The sequence below is a fragment of the Marinobacter shengliensis genome, from assembly GCF_030297115.1.
Classification (GTDB): Bacteria; Pseudomonadota; Gammaproteobacteria; order Pseudomonadales; family Oleiphilaceae; genus Marinobacter; species Marinobacter shengliensis.
In genome coordinates this window covers 3108184-3128238 of the sequence record NZ_AP028062.1, presented here as the reverse complement: position 1 = coordinate 3128238, position 20055 = coordinate 3108184, and the positions used below count along the sequence as shown (strand labels likewise).

14 protein-coding genes are annotated in these 20055 nt (G+C 56.6%); 8 read left to right on the top strand and 6 right to left on the bottom strand.

Annotated features, from left to right (window positions below; translation table 11 throughout):
• Positions 1-32: 32 nt before the first annotated feature.
• Complete coding sequence (locus QUE75_RS14255; protein ID WP_167392899.1) at positions 33-197, bottom strand: hypothetical protein; 165 nt, start codon at positions 195-197, stop codon at positions 33-35.
• Positions 198-338: 141 nt separating this feature from the next.
• The gene (locus QUE75_RS14250) at positions 339-1331 is read right to left on the bottom strand and encodes a GlxA family transcriptional regulator (RefSeq protein ID WP_286251169.1); all 993 of its coding nucleotides are present in this window, start codon (positions 1329-1331) and stop codon (positions 339-341) included.
• Between the two features lie 312 nt (positions 1332-1643).
• On the opposite strand from QUE75_RS14250, the gene QUE75_RS14245 reads away from it, so the two are divergent.
• Both QUE75_RS14245 and QUE75_RS14240 read left to right on the top strand, forming a co-directional pair.
• A complete protein-coding gene (locus tag QUE75_RS14245) occupies positions 1644-3446 on the top strand; it encodes an acyl-CoA dehydrogenase (RefSeq protein ID WP_286251167.1) in 1803 nt (600 codons plus the stop codon).
• A gap of 419 nt (positions 3447-3865) precedes the next feature.
• Positions 3866-4645, top strand: a complete 780-nt coding sequence (locus tag QUE75_RS14240) for a crotonase/enoyl-CoA hydratase family protein (protein ID WP_286251165.1) — start codon at positions 3866-3868, stop codon at positions 4643-4645.
• Positions 4646-4872: 227 nt separating this feature from the next.
• On the opposite strand, the gene QUE75_RS14235 is transcribed toward QUE75_RS14240, so the two are convergent.
• On the bottom strand, positions 4873-6123 hold the full coding sequence (locus QUE75_RS14235; RefSeq protein WP_286251163.1) for an alkane 1-monooxygenase: 1251 nt from the start codon (positions 6121-6123) through the stop codon (positions 4873-4875).
• A 231-nt stretch (positions 6124-6354) separates the two neighbouring features.
• Here QUE75_RS14235 and QUE75_RS14230 point away from each other — a divergent pair, with 231 nt between their 5' ends.
• Complete coding sequence (locus tag QUE75_RS14230; protein WP_058092140.1) at positions 6355-6606, top strand: hypothetical protein; 252 nt, start codon at positions 6355-6357, stop codon at positions 6604-6606.
• A 79-nt stretch (positions 6607-6685) separates the two neighbouring features.
• Complete coding sequence (locus QUE75_RS14225) at positions 6686-6979, top strand: hypothetical protein (RefSeq protein WP_061333913.1); 294 nt, start codon at positions 6686-6688, stop codon at positions 6977-6979.
• A gap of 98 nt (positions 6980-7077) precedes the next feature.
• Here the strand turns inward: QUE75_RS14225 and QUE75_RS14220 are convergent, their stop codons facing one another.
• The gene (locus QUE75_RS14220; protein WP_286251161.1) at positions 7078-9168 is read right to left on the bottom strand and encodes a PhoX family protein; all 2091 of its coding nucleotides are present in this window, start codon (positions 9166-9168) and stop codon (positions 7078-7080) included.
• Positions 9169-9436: 268 nt separating this feature from the next.
• On the opposite strand from QUE75_RS14220, the gene QUE75_RS14215 reads away from it, so the two are divergent.
• Positions 9437-11077 (top strand): methyl-accepting chemotaxis protein, encoded by a 1641-nt coding sequence (locus QUE75_RS14215; protein WP_061331635.1) that lies wholly within the window; start codon positions 9437-9439, stop codon positions 11075-11077.
• A gap of 42 nt (positions 11078-11119) precedes the next feature.
• Complete coding sequence (locus QUE75_RS14210; RefSeq protein WP_106694949.1) at positions 11120-11488, top strand: DUF4870 family protein; 369 nt, start codon at positions 11120-11122, stop codon at positions 11486-11488.
• An 8-nt stretch (positions 11489-11496) separates the two neighbouring features.
• On the opposite strand, the gene QUE75_RS14205 is transcribed toward QUE75_RS14210, so the two are convergent.
• On the bottom strand, positions 11497-12843 hold the full coding sequence (locus tag QUE75_RS14205; RefSeq protein WP_396631661.1) for an MFS transporter: 1347 nt from the start codon (positions 12841-12843) through the stop codon (positions 11497-11499).
• A gap of 94 nt (positions 12844-12937) precedes the next feature.
• On the bottom strand, positions 12938-14158 hold the full coding sequence (locus QUE75_RS14200; RefSeq protein WP_286251158.1) for a cytochrome-c peroxidase: 1221 nt from the start codon (positions 14156-14158) through the stop codon (positions 12938-12940).
• A gap of 69 nt (positions 14159-14227) precedes the next feature.
• Here QUE75_RS14200 and QUE75_RS14195 point away from each other — a divergent pair, with 69 nt between their 5' ends.
• Together QUE75_RS14195 and QUE75_RS14190 are read left to right on the top strand one after the other, a co-directional pair.
• Positions 14228-17479, top strand: coding sequence for a hypothetical protein (locus tag QUE75_RS14195; protein ID WP_286251156.1), 3252 nt, complete (start codon positions 14228-14230; stop codon positions 17477-17479).
• A complete protein-coding gene (locus tag QUE75_RS14190; RefSeq protein WP_286251154.1) occupies positions 17476-20001 on the top strand; it encodes a TonB-dependent receptor in 2526 nt (841 codons plus the stop codon). Before QUE75_RS14195 ends, QUE75_RS14190 begins: the two co-directional genes overlap by 4 nt.
• Positions 20002-20055 lie beyond the last annotated feature (54 nt).

Sequence of the window (20055 nt, the reverse complement as noted above, 5' to 3'; positions counted from 1 at the left end):
TGGCATTTGGTAGTCGTCTGGAGTAAAGAGGGCTACCGAATGGATTTCAGGGCGTTGGAGATGGCCTCTGCCTCGGCTTGCAGTACCTGGCAGCGAAGGCTGTTACCCTGCTGCAGGGCGTGCTCTACCTGCTTGCGCTTCATGTCGTAGAGACGGCTGAGAATATCGGCCTGGCTTTGCTTCAGTGACGTGTTCATGTGAACGACCTCCCCGCAGGGGTTGGCTATGTCAGAATTATTTACGTAAAACGGCAAAAAACCGCCTACTCACTTATTCTGATGCATAACCCGGGCCAGCCGAATACTACCAAAGACGCAATCCAACCCGGAATGCTCCGACTAACGGCTGAATTTTGCCCGATAGGCCCCCGGAGCAAGCCCTGTATGCTTGCGAAATAGCCGGCTGAACGAACTGACATCCTCATACCCCACGGCCCGGGTAATCGCCTCCAGCCCGAGACGTGAAGACTCCAACTGTCGACGAGCCTCCTCCACCCTGAGCAGTTGCAGATAGGTTGAGGGAGCATCCCCCGTCGCCTGCTGAAAGCGCCGTAACAGCGACCGCTCCGACATTCCCTCGGCATCGGCCAGAGCCGCCAAAGACACCGGCTCCCGAAAATGCGCCTCCAGCCAATCCTGTACCCGAAGCACTGCCAAATCAGAATGATACCGCTTGGCCTGCAACACACTGTAAGGCGCCTGGCTGGTACGCCCGGCATCAATCACAAACGCCTTCGCCAACTCCCGAGCCACCTGCGCTCCCGCCAGACGTTCCACCAGATACACCCCCAAATCCCACCAGGCCATACCGCCCCCGGCACAGGCGACAGGCCCGTCCACCGTCACCAGCTTCTCCGGGTGCAACTTCACCTCCGGAAACCGCCGCCGGAACTGATCCCCGAACCCCCAATGGGTCGTCGCCTCCCGTCCATCCAGCAAGCCTGCGGCCGCCAACAAAAACGCCCCGGTACAATTACTCGCCACCCGAACCTGACCTTCCGGCACCGCCCGAAACTGCGTTAGCCATTTAACCAGTGCCTGATTGCCGGCCAGAATTTCATCAATTGGTGCACCGATGGTCGGAATGATCAGCAAATCATCAAGTCCAAGCCCATCCACCTCCTGCCACGACCCATCTGCAAGCAACGTCACACCATTAATACACCGACAGGGCTCCCCGCTCTCCGTCAGCAGCCGGGTGTTGAAGAGCGCGTGGGGTTGCTCTCCGTGAATCCGCGCCCAGGTGACCCCGGCAAGGCGGAACAAGTCGATGATCCCGGTGATGGCGCTTGCAAGCGCCCCGTTGAAGCCGATGATAGTGACGGTTTTCAATGGGACATTCCCTATTCGGTGAGTAGTGGAGTCGTACAGACGGGCATGACGGCAGCCTCCCAGTCAGGCCACTGGCATGGGTACCCCCTTCCGGGAGTGTGCGCAGCAGGGAAGCTGCGCTCAAGCCCCCACGGACGGGTTCACGGCGTCTCCCGGAAGGGGGTACCCATGCCAGAGGCCGTCTCGCCACCTCCTGTCGGGCGTCAATCACCAGCAAAGGTTGGCGGTTTTAACCAAGAATAAGTCAGAAATGACAATTCCAACAACCGCCGAGACTGTGAGACGCTAGAGGCAATAAACAGGAGACCAAGAATGACCGACACCCTGATCGATCGCCGCGACCTGGCATTCCAGCTCTACGAAGTGATGAACACCGAAGCCCTCACCGAACGTGAGCGTTTCAGCGAACACAGCAAAGACACCTTCGACGCCGTCATCGAAACCGCCGACAAAATGGCGAAAGAAAAATTCGCCAATCACAACAGCGCTGCTGACAAAGACGAGCCCAGATTCGTCAACGGCCAGGTCGAGATGCTCCCCGACGTCAAACAGGCCTTCGACGCCTACGCCGAAGCAGGCTTCCTAGCTGGCCGATATGACTACGACCTCGGCGGCATGCAACTGCCGGAATCCGTCATGGCCGCCTGCAACGGCTTCTTCACCGCTGCCAACCCAGGCACCGCCGGCTACCCATTCCTGACCACCGCCGCCGCCAACCTTATCCGCGTATTTGGCAACGACGAGCAGAAGGAAAAATTCCTGCCCAACATGCTCAGTGGCCGCTACAGCGGCACCATGGCCCTGACCGAGCCCCACGCCGGCTCCAGCCTGGCGGACATCCGCACCTCCGCCACGCCCACCGACGACGGCCACTACCTGATCAAAGGCGCCAAGATCTACATCTCCGGCGGTGAACAGAGCATCACCGAAAACATCGTTCACATGGTGCTGGCGAAAATCAAAGGCGCCCCGGCCGGTGTGAAAGGCATCTCCCTGTTTATCGTCCCGAAATTCCACGTCGACGAAAACGGCAACCCGGGCGAACGCAACGGTGTCAGCCTCGCCGGCCTGATTCACAAGCTGGGTTATCGCGGCACCACCAGCACCGCTCTCAGCTTCGGCGACGACGCCCCTTGCCACGGTTATCTGGTGGGCGAACCCCATCAGGGCCTGAAATACATGTTCCAGATGATGAACGAAGCCCGCATTGGCGTTGGCTTTGGCGCTGCCGTGATCGGCTACCGGGGTTACATGCACAGCCTGGAATACGCCAAAGATCGCCTACAGGGCCGCAAAGCCAGCGAAAAGAACCCCGAAAGCCCGCAGGTGCCCATCATCGACCACGCCGACGTACGCCGCATGCTGCTGGCCCAGAAAGCCTACAGCGAAGGCGGCCTGGCGCTGTGCCTGTATGGTGCTCGCCTGATGGACGACCAGCACACCCACCCGGATGAGCAGAAACGAATGGAAGCCGGCAAGCTGCTGGACCTGCTCACCCCGGTGATCAAAGCCTGGCCTTCTGAGTACGGCCCGAAGGCCAACGACCTGGCGATCCAGGTATACGGCGGCGCTGGCTACACCCGTGAATACCCGGTGGAACAATGCTGGCGCGACAACCGCCTGAACCCGATCCACGAAGGCACCAACGGCATCCAGGCCATGGACCTGCTGGGCCGCAAGATCTGGCAAGACCAGAGTCACGGCCTGCAACTGCTGATGCAGGAAATGCAGACCGACCTGCAAGCGGCCACCACCGATCGTTGCCAGCAGTGGGCTTTGTCTTTGAGTGAGACGTTGCAGCAGGCGGTTAAAGTCACCCAGAGTCTGGGCAAATCCCTGATGGGTGGTGAGGTAGACAAAACCCTGGCCAACGCCAGCTGCTACCTGCACCTGTTCGGTCACATCATCGTCGCCTGGATGTGGTTGCGGCAGGCTAATGCGGCAGCCAATGCGCTGGCGTCTGCCAACAGCGACAGCGAGCGCAACTTCTACCAGGGCAAACTCCAGGCCGCCCAGTACTTCTTCCACTGGGAATTACCCACTGTGGCCCAGGACCTGGTGTTGCTGCGTAATCAGGATGATACGTGTCTGAATATGAAGGCCGATTGGTTCTGAGTTTGGTGCTCTCGTTCGTGTTGTAGCCTGCGTGTTTGAGTGCAGACACGATCAGCTGGGAGGCCTTTCAGGGACACGCTACGAGCACGTCCATGTGCGCTCGGCTTTGGCCATCCATGGCCAAAGACGGTCCCTGAAAGGCCCCCCAGCCGCTCGCGCCCTAGCAGCGGTCGGGTTCGCTGGTCATTAAGGAGCCACATCGAGAAATCTGATTTCTATTTCCAAGTCTTTCGTCTGAGGTATATCGCAGAAGTATGGCGCACGAGCGACGGGTAGAGCTTTCCGGGACTGTCTGCAGCAGGGATGCTGCAGTCAAGCGTACAGGGACGTATTCACAGCGTGTCCCGGAAAGCTCTACCCGTTGATCGTGCGAGCACCCAAACAAACAGGCTAGGCGCCCAAAGCAGAGGAAAACGCCAATGTCACTCGTAAACATAGAAAAACAAGGCCACATCCTGCTGATTGGCCTGAACCGCCCGGAAAAAATGAACGCCATGAGCCGGGCCATGTACCACGAAATTGCGGCCGCCTATCACCAGCTCCAGAACGACCCGGAACTGCGGGTAGCCGTGATGTACGCGGAAGGTGACCACTTCACCAGCGGCCTGCAACTGGATGACTGGGCCGGCGTGTTCGCCAACGGCAAAGGTATCGAACCCGGCGAAGGTGAGCTCGACCCGTTCCACATCACCGGAGAAGGCCTCACCAAGCCGGTGGTCTTCGCCGCTCAGGGCATCTGCTTCACCTGTGGCGTCGAAATGATGCTCAACACCGACATCCGCGTAGCCGCCAAAGGCACTCGCTTCGCCCAGCTGGAAGTCAAACGCGGCATCTTCGCCTGCGGCGGCGCCACCATCCGCCTGCAGCGTGAAATCGGCTGGGGCAACGCCCAGCGTTACCTGCTCACCGGCGACGAATGGACCGCCGAACAGGCCTACCAATGGGGCCTGATCCAGGAACTGGTGGAACCCGGTGAACAGTTCAATAAAGCCATGGAAATCGCCGAAAAGATCGCCAAAGCGGCTCCGTTAGGCGTTCAGGGCAGCCTGAAATCGTCCAAGATTGCCGTGTCCGAAGGCCAGGAAGTGGCCAAGGAGCGCTTGTTCCCGGAGCTGCGCCCGGTCATGGCCAGTGAAGATGTCAAAGAAGGAATCCAGTCATTCCTGGAAAGAAGGGAAGCGGTGTTCAAAGGCAAGTAGCGGAATTGTCAGGTTATTCCAGATCACGTCCGTAGTGAACCGTCGGATCAGCGACTATCCCACGGAAGCGCAAGCGGCGGGTTGGGGCCACCCTTCCGGGAGTGTGCGCAGCAGGGATGCTGCGCTCAAGCCCCCATGGATGGGTTCACGGCGTCTCCCGGAAGGGTGGCCCCAACCCGCAGCCGGCACCCAACGAACAGGCTGGGACCGGCAATCAAACCACGAAATCAGGCAGCCTCAGACTCAGAAGCAGAGTCAGCCCGCCGAGCCGCAGCCTCCGCTGCCACTTCCGCAGCATAATCCGCATACTTGGCCATCAACTCCTCCTTACGATCCGGATCCCAGTTGATCTTCGTCAGATCCCCCTCGTAGTGGTCAATCACCCGCTTATCCATGGTCTCGTACCACCACTGGGGCAGGTAAGCCGGCAACAACATTGATGCATAGCCACCCGGCAACTGCGGCGCCTTCTCAAAATGCCTCAACGCCTGATAACTTCGGGTCGGGTGCGCGTGATGGTCTGAATGCCGCTGCAGCTGATACAGGAACAGGTTGGTCACCACATGGTTACTGTTCCAGCTATGTTCCGGCTGAGTCCGCTGGTACTTGCCGTTTTCGTCTTTCTGGCGCAGCAGGCCATAGTGTTCAATGTAATTCACACTCTCCAGCAGGCTCGCACCGTACACCGCCTGCGCCGCCAGGAAGGGCACCGCCCTCGGGCCACAGATCAGCGTAGTCGCACCAAAGAACCCGGCGCTCATGGCCCAGCCCTGCAGCAACTCATTGTCCAGGCTCCAGAAGCTTTTGCCCTTCCGCTGAAGCCGCGCCTTCTCGATCTTGACGGCTGACTTCATGCCGCCAAACACCGTGCGCGGCAGGAATTTCCAGAAACTCTCGCCCATCCGGCTGCTGGCCGGGTCTTCCGGGGTGGCTACTCGCTTGTGGTGCCCGAAATTGTGCTCAACCACGAAATGGGTGTAGCCGGTGGGCGCCAGTGCCGCCATGGCCATCAGTTTATTCAGCTTGTTGGACTTGTGGCCCAGTTCGTGGGCGGTATTGATGCCTACACCGTTAATGGCACCCACGGTCAGGGTCAGGCCGATCTTGTCTTCAAGGGGCGTTTTCTTGCGGCTGGCAAGCCAGGCGCCCATGAAGGTCATGGCGTACTGGGTGGGTATAAACGCCTTCACGATCCGGTCATAGTACTTGTCCTGCTCCAGAGACTTCACTGCCGATTCAGGCGGGTTGCTCTTGTCCTCACCAATGGCGCGATCCAGTGCGGGAATGATGCCATGCACCAGGGCCGGACCAGTCCAGGCCAGGGCCTTGAGTTTTTTCGGGGCCAGGGCATAGCCAGTTAACGCCGCCAGGCCGATGCCGGGAAGCGCGGGCCCGAGCAGCCACATGTATCGTTTCGGGTCCTTCCAGGTAGTTTCGACTGATTGGGAATCCGGGGCACCTTTCACTTTGGCGTTCATGTCTGACTCTCCGTGGGTGTTCTTGGGTTATTGTTTTATCAATTTATGTCGGACAATCTTGCAATTCAACAGTCGTTTGTGGTCGATGGAGACCTTGGCCCCGAATGACAATGCTTGAGGGGTCAACACCGGGCGGAGCCTCGGATGGCTCAGGCGGTCTTTCATTGGAAGTGGCAAGACTTGCGCTTCTGGTCCAGACTTTCTCAAAACAAGAACAACAGGGAAGAAACTATGAGTGCCTCAAATCCTTCTCCTGCGATCATCTCCTGGAGCGTTCAGGAAAGGCTTCGCGAGTACGTGCGGTCACGGCAACTGGCCGAGATCGTGTATCGGGACCCGGCAGGGCAGATATGCGTGGTGCATGAAGTTATCCGCGACCTCCTGAGCCGCGCCGGTCATGACTTTCTGGTATTGGGGAAAGGTAAAGTGGTCGGCGTGGAGCATGTCATCATGGTGGACGGCCAGCGGTTAACCAAAGAGTAATCGGCAGGTAATTGCTATCTAAAGGGCATCGGCCCTACTCTGTTGGTGTCGTAAACATGTATCAACAGAGGGATATGTTATGAACAAGCTCACACTGAGCGCACTGGCTTTGGTTGCAACTTTTGGTCTGGCAGCCTGCAGTTCTGAAAGCGACGAAGGTGCGGATTTTGAGCGAGCGGGCGAGAACGCCGGCGAGATGATGGATGATGCCACCGACGCTGCCGAGGAATCTTGGGAAAACGCCACGGGTCAGGATGAAAGTGCCTGGGGCGAGATGAAGGAAGGCGCCGAAGAAGCCGGTGAAGAAATGGGCGAAGCAGCCGATGAAGCCGGTGATGCCATGGAAGAGGGTTATGACGAGATGGTGCAGTAAAAGCCCAGGGATGACGGCAATTGCCCGAATGTTGATTGTGCTCTGAATGAAACGACAAAAGGCGCTCCGGGGAGCGCCTTTTGTATATTTCAGATCAATCAGCTGCCGATAAGGCCGCCGTCTTCTTTTGTAATTACAACAGTTGCTGAGCGTGGGCGGTTAGTACCACCATCTGGCCAGTTACTAGTGAAGTTACCTGGCGTCGATGTGTCACCTGGGTGCTGAATGTTCACAAACATGGTTTTGCCATCCGGAGTGGTCACAACGCCAGTGACTTCGCACTGAGTGGGGCCAACGAGGAATCGTTTGATTTCGCCGGTTTCCGGGTTTGCCGCCAGCATCATGTTGTTGCCAAAGTCGCCAGCATTGCCTTCCCCTCGCAGAAGGGAACCACTCATATCAGTCTGGATCCACAGGGTACCGTTGGGGTCAAACCAGAGGCCGTCAGGTGCCGCGAAGGTAGAATCCTCAGTCAGTGCTTCGCCAGTAATCAGGTTCTGACCAACTTCTTTTTCAAAGCCGTCGCTGGTCATTCCCTCGGCGTTGCCGGCCATAACAAAGATATCCCAGCTGAACGTCTCAGAGACAGGATTTCCGTTTGCTTCAGTCCACCGAATAATGTGGCCGGAAATGCTGTTTGCGCGCGGATTCGAGTTGTTGGTGTCTTCTTCGGCTCTACTGGTGTTGTTGGTCAACGCAAAGTAGACGTCGCGATTTTTCGGATGAACTGCTCCCCACTCCGGACGGTCCATTTTTGTTGCGCCGGCGATATCGGCTGCCAAGCGTGAGTTCATCAACAGCTCGGCTTGGGTAGCAAAGGCTTCTTCAAAGGTGATGTTGCCAACCGTGGTCCCTACGGCCGCTGTCATTCTGGCGAAAAAAGCATCGTCGTCTATTGACAGTGGCAGCCATTCACCCGATCCATCATCATTGAACTTGGCCGCATAGAGCGTGCCTTCGTTCAGCAGGTAACCACCTGCGGAGGAAGCGTAGTACGGCTGCTTGGATACAAACTTATAGATATATTCAAAGCGGGCGTCATCACCGGAATAGGCAACCAGTGGTTCGCCTTCAATCGGCTCTTGGAAAACGATGCCTTCGTGGGCAAATCGGCCCAGCGCAGTGCGCTTCTGGGGAACACTTTCGGGATTGAACGGATCAATTTCTACAATCCAGCCAAACGTGTTGGCTTCGTTGCGATAGTCGTCTTTTGCAGATCCATCACTGGCTGTGACATCAAAGCGAATGTACTCGTCAGCGCCATCGTCTGCCAGTTCCCACGAATACCGTCCATTATTGGTACTAACTCCGTACCGAAGCTGTTCTTTGTTGCGTTCGCCTTTATTGACGAAATAACCCGCCCAGTTCTCTTCGCAGGTCAGATAGGTATTCCAGGGTGTTACGCCGTGAGCACAGTTATTGATCGTGCCGCGAGTACGCGTCCCATCGGTGCTGTAGCGGGATACAACCAGGTCGGTACCGCGAACGGGCCCTGCGATATCCATTGGCGTGCCGGCTGTTACTCTGCGGTTGTATGGGCTGCCGTGGACGATGTCCCAAACGCCATTTTCGTCTTTTCGAATATGGGCGACTGAAATGCCGTGGGCAGCAATTTCCTTCCGAACTTCATCGGCTGGACGTTGGCCGTCGTTCAGACTGGGGCCGTTCGCATGGAGGACGGGAACATCCACGTACTCATGGTTCATCACCAGCAGTCCTTCCTCGGAGCTGCTGCCGCCTTCTTTGACGTCGATCGGGTAGAAGTGCATGCCATCGTGGTGCGAGCCAACCTGCTGCTCTTGATCCGACCCCGAGTTGGTTCCGTCAGCGCGATAGTCTGGATAGCTGCCGGTCAGCGGTGTCCCCCAGGGGGCCAGTGCCTGGGCGTTGTAGCCCTCTGGAACAACTATGGAGTCTTCTCTTGAGATGGGAATAGCCTTAAAGCTGACCTGAGGGGTTCCCACGCCGTCGGGAGTCGTCGTGTCGCTATTGTCGGAGGAGCTGCTGTTACATCCGGCCACTGATAATCCGAAGAAACCTACCAGTGATGCGCCCATTGCACCTTTCAGAACCGTGCGGCGCTCCATGCGAGATGAAAGCACGGATTGGAAGCTTTCATTGTTACTGAAGTTGGTTACTGGATCGATACCGCTGTTATCAACTACGAGTGTTTGCTTTTTCCTGAACATGGAGGTCTCCCATCACATTGGTTAGTGTTGTGGGAGTTATTTAAAAGTTGTTGAGTGACAGGGTGGTGTCTGTTACGTGACCGAATGATGCATTTTTTGTTGCAACCTTCAGAGATCCTTGGAACCGCCGATAAACGGTACAACGGTTAGATAGTGGCATCCAGAATCCACTAAAGTAGCAGTTATTAACCTGAATCATTTCTTTACTCTCAACGCTGGCCTTAAATAACAAAATGTTTGCGTACGCAATGATAAAGAAGAGGGCACCATGGGCTTACTCGATCGCGCTGCAATTATTTGGGGGGTGGGCATTGCTGTTGCGCTCGGCATTGCCTGTCTGTGGGTGGCACCGTTGTTAGGGCTGGATGCGGCCTCGATGTTGATCGGCCTGGTGCTTGGTCTGGTGGTGGCCGCCGGTTATCTGATTGTGCGGGTACTGGAGCCAATCGAGAAAGGCATTGCCGGCCTGAACGATGGCTCGCTTGCGGAAGGCCACCCCCTGAGAGCCCAATGCCAGCAGTTGCTGGAGGACGCCCGTGCCGGCAAGGCGCTGGTGGAAACCCTGTCTGACAGTGCCGACAAGAACGCCATTTCCGCCGCCGAAGTGTCCTACGCGGCGGATCAGGTGAAAAAACGCCTCGACCGGCAGGTGGAAGAAACCGCCCAGATGGCCGATTACGCTGGCAAGATAACCGAGTCTGTTCGTGAGTCGTCCGAACAGGCCACCAACGCCGCCACCATGGCGTTGCAGAACCGGGAAGTCAGCGTTGAGGGGCGCCAGGCGTTGGTTTCCGCTATTGAAAGTGTCCGGATTGTGCATCAGCAGTCGGGCGAGAATCTCAGCCTGATTCAGGCTCTGAACGAAAAGTCCACCAAGATCCAGGGCGTTACCTCTACCATCCAGGGCATTGCTGAGCAGACCAACCTGCTGGCCCTGAACGCCGCTATCGAAGCAGCGCGGGCCGGTGATCAGGGCCGGGGCTTTGCCGTGGTGGCGGATGAGGTTCGACAGCTGGCGGGGCGCACTGCACAAGCGACCAGCGAAGTGGCGGAAACCCTGGAAGAAATCCAGGGCGATACTTCCCTGATCGTTGCCCGAATTGAGGACCTGGCCCGCTCCGTGGAGCAGGGGCTGACATCCGTTGAAAGCGTTGGCGCGCAGCTGGATCTGATTCGCGACCAATCCGACCGGGTCCAGCAGCAGGTTGCCCGTATTGCAGAGATTGACCAGGCCAATGAGCAGAGTCTGGAACAGGTGTTCTCTGTCATTGAATCGGTGCGAGATCATATTGCTGAAAGTGACAGCAGTGTGGCTTCTCTGGCGGGCCAGGCGGCCACCCTGATGGAACTGGCGGAAAACGCCAATGCCGCGTTCGCGTTGAACAGTAGTCAAAGTTACCACCGATCGTTCTTTGATCAGGCGCGTGCGGGAGCCGCCCAGATCGGTGAGCTTTTTGAGCAGGCCATTCAGCAGGGCAAACTGAGCGAATCGGCCCTATTCGAGAAGAAGCGAGAGCCGATCCCGAACACCAACCCCCAGCAATACAGCAGCGCCTTCGACCGTTTCACTGACCAGGTGCTGCCAGCGGTGCAGGAGAGCATCAAGAATTCCCACGATGCCATCGTCTTCTCCATTGCCTGCGCCCCGGATGGCTACGTGCCAACCCACAATCGGGATTTTGCCCACCCGCCCACCGGTAACCCCGAAGTGGATCTGGTGAAAAGCCGGAGCAAGCGACTGTTCAATGATCGCACCGGTATTCGTTGCGGCAGTCACACTCAGGACATGCTGTTGCAAACCTACCGGCGCGATACCGGTGAGATCATGCATGACCTGTCGGTGCCCATCTATGTCAACGGCAAGCACTGGGGTGGTTTCCGGATAGGTTACCGGCCTTCCGGGCACTGAGGTTCGCTGCTATGCTGCGGGTTTGGTTGAAAGGAGTTGCCCGTGGCTGAGCCTGAGTTTATTCCCGCTGAATCGGATCAGAACAAACCGCAGGGGGCGGATTCCGCCCGCAACCTGGCGATCATTGTCTATATTCTGCAGGGACTGGCATTCTTTCTTGGCGGGATCACTGCGCTGGTCGGGGTGATCATCAACTACGTCAAGATGGATGAGGTGCGTGGCACCTGGATTGAGCCCCATTTTCGCTGGCAGATCCGCACCTTCTGGATTGGCCTGCTGTGGCTGGTCATCGGCACCCTTACCCTGATGGTTATTATTGGCTGGTTTATCCTTCTGGGGATGGCCATCTGGGTGATCTATCGCATTGTTAAAGGCGCCCTGGCGCTGAACGACGGCAAGGCACCCGAGTAACGGGACGCTCAGTCTTCGGTGACCTCTTTCAGGCGCAGGGCGCTGACCATTCCGGTAAAGCCCATCAGCCCCAGCACGATAATCACCGCGATGTCTGAAACCAGCGACAGCGCGGCGGTAAGCCCCCCGGTTACCAGCAGCAGAACCCCGATCACCGTATTGCTGACGGCGGTATAATCTGTGCGTTTGTTGCCTCCGGCCATATCCACCAGGTAGGTTTTACGCCCCAGGCGCACGCCGGCATGGGCGATACTCAGAACAAAGAATGCGGCGGGGTAGAACCAGGCACCACCTACACCCGGCCCGAAGATCAAGGCACTGAAGCCCACCAACAGGCAGACGGCGCTGGCCATGGCTGCGCCCCGTATGATGACCCGCCGGCTTGAGGTATCTGCCGCCCAGCCCCAGAAGCTGGCACTGACCGAGCTGGCCAGGCTACTGGCCAACAGAAACACCCCAAGCATCCAGCCGACATCCGATTGCTTCTGCGCCAGCACCACAAAATAGGGCGACGCCAGGGCAGAGCAAAGCAGCAGCGCCCGAGTAACCACAAAGTGCCGGAACGGCGCGTCGTCTTTCAAAAGCGACAGGCTCTGGATGGCTTCGGTCATGGCGTTACTGCCACCGCCGGTTTCACCGGGGAATTCTTCGACACTGGCGAACAGAACACCGGCGATGATCCACAGCGCGGCTGCGAGCAGCAGAAGCAGGCTGTAGAACCCGAGGGTTGGATCGCCACGATCCCAGAACAGCAGAGCGGTCATGGCGACCGTCAGGGAGCCGCCAATGGTGGTGGCAAGGCCAGACAACCGGCCCCGACGGGTTTTCGGGATGCACTTGCCCTGAACGTCTTTCATGGCCACCGAGCAAAAGCCCCGGGCCAGGGAAAACACCACTAACCCTGCAATGATGCCCAGGCCGGCAGCATAACCTTCCAGAAACCAGACGCTGGCGGCCATACCAACCACGCTGACTGACTGCCCGAAGCTACCCAGTGTCCAGAACCACTTGCGCACCGCCTTGCGCCGAACCCAGGCGGCAATCACCATTTGAGGCACCATGGAACCGGATTCCCGTATCGGCACCAGCCAGGCCACCAGGGCAGGGGCGCCGACGGCGCTCATCAGCCACGCCAGAACGGTTTTCGGGCTGATCAGAAGGTCGCCGAGCTTGGTCAAAACATTGGCCGCAAGAATCAGAAAGAAATTCCTGGGCACCTCCCGACAGGCCTCCTCGGGAATGTCTTTGCAGACCCTGGCGTCTTCTTCGTTGGCAATCAGTCCATAGAGCTGGTCGATGGTGTCTGGTTTGGTTGCTGGCAAGGGGCCTTCCTCCGGAAAATGTTTGCCAAGCATACCAGTTAGCTCTGGTGCGCTTAAGTCGCGGAGCGAGTTGTAGAGTAGGCAGCTCCAGTCAGTCAGGACGTATTTTGATACCAAAGCCCGGAAACTATTTCTCCATTTCGGTACCTATCACTCGCCGGTTCCCTGTGCCTGAAGTCAGACTGAGCAGAAAACTTTCCAGTGCGTTGAGCTCATGCTGGTCAAGGTTCAGCGGCTGTAGCAGGCTGGATGTTGCAGGAAAAAGGGGGTCCTTTAACTGGTTTTCCTTTGGTTTCGGCCTTGGCGCCCCAGCGTTATACATAGACAGTATTCCACGAAGATGTGGGAAGTTGCCTGTGTGCATGTAAGGCCCGGTTGCGGCGACATCCCGCAACGGTGGCGTTCGAAAACGACCTACATCCGCTGGTTCCTTCGTTATGTTGTAGCGGCCGAGATCTTCCAGTTTTCGACCGTAGTAAGTGAGCCCGATATTGTGAAATTTTTGGTCAGACAGCAGTGGCCCCATGTGGCAGTTGGCGCATCGAGCCTTGGTTCGAAATAGATGCAACCCAAGAAGAGCCTGGTCGCTTAATGCGTTCGTATTGCCTCCCAGAAATCGATCAAACGGTGCAGATCGCGAGCGCAAAGTACCCTGCCAGGCTTCCAGTGCCTCCCCGGCGTGCTCAAGGGTTATGGCCTGGCCCTCGAAGATTTCCTGAAATTCAGTTCGATAGTGCTTGGAGTTGTTGAGTCTTGATTCTATGCCTTCCCGGGTTCCTGCCATCTCTACCGGATTAAGCATCGGCTCAATAGCCTGTTCAGCCAGGGAGGCAGCACGTCCATCCCAGAACCATGTGCGATGAAGACCGGTGTTCAACAAGCTCGGGCTGTTCCGTGCGCCCTCCTGAAAGCTGTGGCCGTTGGATGTGCGTCGACCATCGGCAAATCTCTGGTCCGGATGATGGCAACTAGCGCAAGTGATTTGTCCGGATCCGGACAGAATGGGGTCAAAAAACAGCCGTTCTCCCAAAGCTCTCAGTTTCTTTTCCCTGAGATCAGGTTCTGGTGGTCGGGGGAGCAGGCCAAGTTCTTCGAATTCAACACGGTCGTCGATGATGGGTGGGGGCCACAACGACGGTGATTGCTCGTAGCAGCGCCTCAATTGCTCCATGGAAGTCTCGCAGCTTTTGACAGCCCCGTTCTCCGATGGTTCTGAATGTGCTCCGGAAGACTGAGGGGTGGCTAGAAGGAAAGCCAGGGCGACTGGAATCAGTAGCAGTACATGTGTGCGAGAAGAAGTTGACATAATCCATCCTGATATCTTTAAGCGAATAATAATGATTTGCATTACAAAATCAACCGGGCATAATTTGCATATATCAAAAACGAATTATCCGTCATTCAGGGAGTTGGTGTTATGAGTCATTGGCGATCAATGCCTTTTATGTTCCGGTTGTTGCAGGTCAATCTGGCGATACTGTTTACGCTTTTCGTTTCCGCTTGCGGTGGCTCTTCAGGCGGTAGTTCGAACGAGGAATCGGGGCAAGATACGGTTGTCGTTGCCGGTATCGTCACCGATCCTGCCATTGTGGGTGCGGCCGTTCGACTGGTTGATGGCCGAGGTAACGCTCTCACTCGGATTCAGATAACGGACCAAACGGGGCAGTTTTCGTTCCAGTTGCCTTCTTCCGTCGATTTGGCGGGCGCCCGTGCGGTGGCCGTCGGTGGCCGGGATGCGGAAACGGGCCAGGATCTTCAGGGAATAACCCTGGAAGCACGTTTGCGCGTTGGTATCGAGGTAATGGTGACGCCCCTGACAACACTGGCGCTGGCCTATGAGCGCGAGGGCGGAACTTTGGCGGGTTTTGCCAGTATGCTGGGCCTGACCGAACAAGAACTGGAATCCGATCCGGCTAACTCGGCCGAAGCCCAGCGTGCCAGCATGCTGTTGACCGAGTTGATGGTGGCAATGAAAGGAGCAGCTGACAGCACCAGTAGCCTGCTGGACAAACTGCAAATGGCCAGCGGCGATCTCAGTAACACCGCAGACCTGTTGGTCGCAGATACTGATTTGCCGGCTTCGGTGGTCTCTCGACTGGAGGCCGTTCAAAGCCGGATCAATGCGCTGGACAGCCTGGCGGAAGCGCCGGCCGATGCAGCGGCCATGGTTCGTGAACTGAACCGGCTCAACATCCGCAACGGTGTCGCTAACTACCTAAAAAACAATCTTGATTTTCAACCGGCCACTGAAAGTGAGCAGGCCAATGTGGATGCCTTGGCTGATGCTATCTTCGGCGCCCTGAACCAGCGTGGCCTGCCTGCCGACAGCGCCGCTCTCCTGAACATTGCCCGCTATGTGGTGGTGATTAACGCCCTGAGTGCCGAGGCCATTGCTGCGGCAGATTTCGCAGTGCCCCAGCCCATTGACCCGGAAAACCTGCTGGGCTTGCTTGCAGACACCGAGGTGGTCGACAGCACTCTGCCGCTTGCGGTGGGTGAAGAACTGGGGGACGACAATGCGGCGCGGGTGGAGTACTTCTTCCGTTCTGATCTGTCGCCATACTATCGGGCTGCCCGGCTGTTTGATGGGGTGATTGATGATCAGATTATGGACCCCGTTTATGCAGATATCGCTGTTGGTCAGGCCGCAGCCGGCTTGGTTGAGCAAGCAAGGCTAACCGCAGAATCCTCAATTTTCCAGAAAGTCGAGAAGTTTAATACCTACCGCAGAGTGGGTGAGCAGCTTCGGGAGCGAGGTGATGCAGAAAGCGCTATTGCACTTTGGCAGAAGGCACTGGCTGACTTTTTGAGCTATCTGGAAGCGAAGGGTGTTGAAAATTTATCGGCCGAGGATGCCATCTTCCTGAGCAGTCTTAGCGAAGCTCTTCGGGCAGCAGGTCGTCCTGAGCTTGCCGATGACGCCTTTGCAACAGTAGATGCGTATCTCAGTGCTGAGGCGAATCCGAATGGCCAGCTTACTACTGCTTACCGATTATTAATGGGGGCGATTGAAAGCAAGGCTGGTGAGCTTGTGGAGACCCTGCGATCAGGGACCGGTTCGGAGTCAGATGCGCTCTCTGCCGTGCAATTGCTGGAACAGGTTGTTTTCGGGGCCGGTCAATTCTATAGCCGAGGCGCTCCGCTGGCAGGTTTTTGTTATAACTTCCGTACTCTGAATCTGCAAAGTGCGGCAGATTACTACGAACAGATCGGGCGAACAGAAGACGCTGTGCGAATGCTCGACGAGTACGAGCGTCTTCTTCGGGTGGACTGTAACTGGAAGTGGGCCCGAAACATGGCCGACGATTTTGCGCCGATTTACGGAAAACTGGGGTTACTGGATCGCCTGGAAGAGACTCTGGTTGCCTATGTTGAGCCTTTGGAAGACGGCGTTAGATACGCCAATGATGCTCGTTTGGCCGCACAAGTCTACGTTGTGCGCGATGCCGCGATTGCCGGAGATGTTGAAGCAGCCATTCAGTTGGTAGCAGAGAGCCAGCCATCTCTCATCCAGCAAGTCAGCACTCTGACCTTTACAGGCACTGGCGCAAACTTTGAGGGCAGGACTGGTCTGGCTATTCTTCTCTCGGAAGCGGGGTATCCGGAGACAGCCAAGATTATCGCGGATCATGTTATGGAGATTGTGCTCAGCGATGAATACCTGATGGAAGTGGAGGCATCTCTGGAAAACCTCAATGAGAATGCTACCCGCCCCAGCCAGTTTATCGGGCAGGGCTGCAGGAAAATATCTGCGCTTTACCACTGGTTGGGTTATCCGATTGAAGCGCAGAATGCCATGGCAGGGTGCGAATCCCGCGCAAAGACTCTTTTTGCGGGCAGTAGTGCACCGACCATAGAAAGAGCAGAAACGCATGAGTTGCTTGCTGAGGGATACCAATGGATAGGTGACACCGAAAAAAGCCGGGGACTCCTTGAGACGGCGGTGGCACTAGTCGATGTATACAGTGATCCAGGCAAGCGAGCCTACGAGAAACAGGTGATTGCCTTGTTACACGCCGGCAACGGGGATTTGACCGATGCACTGAATACAATGGTCTCGGCTCGTACGGATCTTGCCTTGATTACGACGCTCGGTGGAAGCCAGGCCGAGATTCTGGGGGCGGTTAAACGCGCCAATACATTGAGTGAAACCTATCTGGAAATAGCAAACATAGTTCGTGGTCGATTAGCGCACCAGGGGATCGGTGCAGGGAGCCAACCGATAGATGCAGTGAAAGCGCGTCAGGCCGTTCGCTCTCTCTGGCTGGAAAATGATTCTGCTTCGGGCTGGCCGGGAACCATGATTGCGATTGACCAGCTGAATGATCCAGACGTTAGGCAACAATATCGTAATTACGGAATCCATGACCTTGCGGCCGCCAGGTATTTCGAAGATGCGGAAGCGCAAGCGCGCGGATACGACCTGCCGGTCGATCGAAACAAAGCGCTTTCGCTGATTGCTCGTGTACTCACCAGCTATGACGATTACCCAGGGTCTGAAGCCATCCGCTTTGACTTCGACAAAGACGGCCTCCCGGACTTCTACAGCCCGACAAGTACCCAGCAGGAGCGTGATGCCTTGGCGGTTTCTCTGGACGATGATATCGACGGAGACGGTATCGCCAATGCAATGGATGCAACACCGTATTGTTCCGTTTGTGAGCTGTGAAGCTTGCAGGAACCGACCAGCGCCACTGTCGTATTCCACCACAGCGCTGGTCATCAAGCCCTCTACTGGTCACCTTATCGGTGATCAGTAGCGGCGTGGTGGCCCAAGATACCACGGATCATTCAGCCGCGAAGCAACTACCTGAACTCGTTATAACCGCGCCCGTCGCCAACCCCGGTGGCGTGGGTGAAACTGGCGCTGGTGAATACGTATTTGAGCGGGACTATATTGAACAGTTTGGCGCCGCAGATGGCGGCCTTGAAGGCGTTCTGAAACTGGTGCCTGGCATCCAGTTCGGTGAGGACAGCGAGGGTGCAGAGAGTCTGACGGATTTGAAACCCAAGTCCATCTCGATTTCCGGCGGCCGGTTCTACGAGAATCGGTTTGTTGTGGACGGGCTAGGCAACAGTAACCGTTTGGACCCGGCCTCTGGCAGCGACGGCTCAGGGATTAATGACATCGGCGGCCATGAACAATCGCTGTTTCTGGACGCTGATCTGATTGGTGAGCTGAGAGTTTATGACAGCAATGTACCGGCAGCCTATGGTGGCTTTACCGGAGGAGTGGTGGACGCCACGACACGCAGGGCCGGGAACAAGGCAGAGGGCAAGCTGAGTATTAGCGGCACCCGCAGCGAGTGGGCGGAGTTCAGGACCTTTGTCAGAGACTGGGATCCTGACTCCCAAGCGCTTCCCCCCATACCGCCTTCGGAACCTGAGTTTAAGCGCTATCGGGCCAACTTCCACTACTCAACGCCAATGACAGACTCAGTCGGGATCCTTTCTAGTGTCAGCCAGGCCTATTCCGAGACCCCGGACGTAACCCTGGGTGAAACCCGCAACCGGGTTCAGCGTAACCAGAATGTCCTGATCAAACTGACGTCCGAACTGGGTGCCAATGGAGTTCTTGATGTCTCTGCCACCTACGCTCCGTTCGAAAGCGAAAGTTTTCTCACGGACGTTAAAGGCAGTGACTATTCGGTAGAAGGCGGCGGCTACAGCTTCAAGGCAGGTTATGACTACCTCGGTGAGGCGGTTGAGCATGAAGTTGATCTGGGCTGGACCCGGAGCGTGAACAACCGCGAAGCTCCCAATGGTTTCTACCGCTGGGAAAACACCCGAAGCCGTCAGTGGGGGCGTGAGGCGGACGTTGGCCTCAGCCGGGAAGGTGGCTATGGCAACCTGGATATGACTCAGGAATCGGCCACTCTGGCCTATCGCTTGAAATCCTTACCCGTTACGGTTGGTGATGTTGAGTTGCGTCATGAGGCCGGTAGTGAAATGAGCCAGAGCAGCTACCGTTACCAACGGGACGAAACGCTCTTCGTTTACGACAATGCTGTGATCAATAGCGACGTACAGTGCCGGGGTATTATCGACGATTGTGTGCAGGAAGAGCAGTATTTTTCCGGCCGGCGGGTGTATGAAGCAGACGATGTGACGGTTCGCCTGAACGAGGCCTCACTCTACGCTGAGAGCACCATGGCATGGCAACGCCTGAGCGGCACCCTGGGTGTGCGTTATGACTACAATGACTTTCTCAAGAACCACGATTTAGCGTTCCGGTCCCGGGGAACCCTGGATGTCTTTGGTGATGCCAGCACTCGACTGATTGCCGGCTATAACCGCTACTACGGGGCGGCCCTGCTGACCTATAAACTGCGGGAGGCCCGGGCGCCTTACTACCGGGAATACCGCAGCACCGAGCAGAACATTGTCACAGATTGGGAGCGGGAGTCCGGGCAGGGCGATTACCGTTATATTTTTGATGATGTACAAACACCCTACAGCGATGAGCAAACTGTTGGTCTGGAGCAGGCTTTGTTGGGCGGCGTGATGACTCTCAAAGTGGTCAAGCGCGATAATCAGGATGAGTTTGCCAGAACCGAAACGGAGACTAAGGAAGATGGTTACCGTTACTACATCATGAATAACGATGGCAGTAGCGAGTACCTGGGCGTTTCCCTTGGCTGGAATGTTGTTTATGGCAACACGCTGGTCAGCATGCATGGCACCTGGTCGGAAACCAAGACCAACAATGCTGACTATGATGATCCGATTGATGACACCTCCCCCTCTGAGTTCGTCTCTTACAAGGGTGACCGTGTTCCTTATGGCGAGCTGGACATTCTTCGCAGCGATTTCAACCGTCCGATTGTCGTCAACATAGGCGTGGCGCATCGTTTCTCCGAGCAGTTCAGTGCTTCCGCCAACGCCCGCTATCGCGGTGCTTATGACCAGATCGAACGAACCAGTCGTCAGGTTGAAGGCGAACTGATCGACAACGGTGTTGGTGAAGTTATCCGAGAAACACTGACCGTTTACGAAGATGAGGAACGAAAGGCCACAGTCCAGTTCGATCTTGGTTTCGATTTCCGCTTACCTATGGTCGGTGACACCGTTCTGGTAACAGGGGCTGAAGTGAAGAATCTATTCAATAACCGCATTTACACGGTATCTGAAGGCATGTCTGGGATTGAGCCCGGTCGGCAATTATGGTTTACGCTCGGGGTGGATTTCTAGACCTACTTGCTTGAACAAGGTGTGTGCGGCCTAATGGGCTCCTGGATCCGGGAG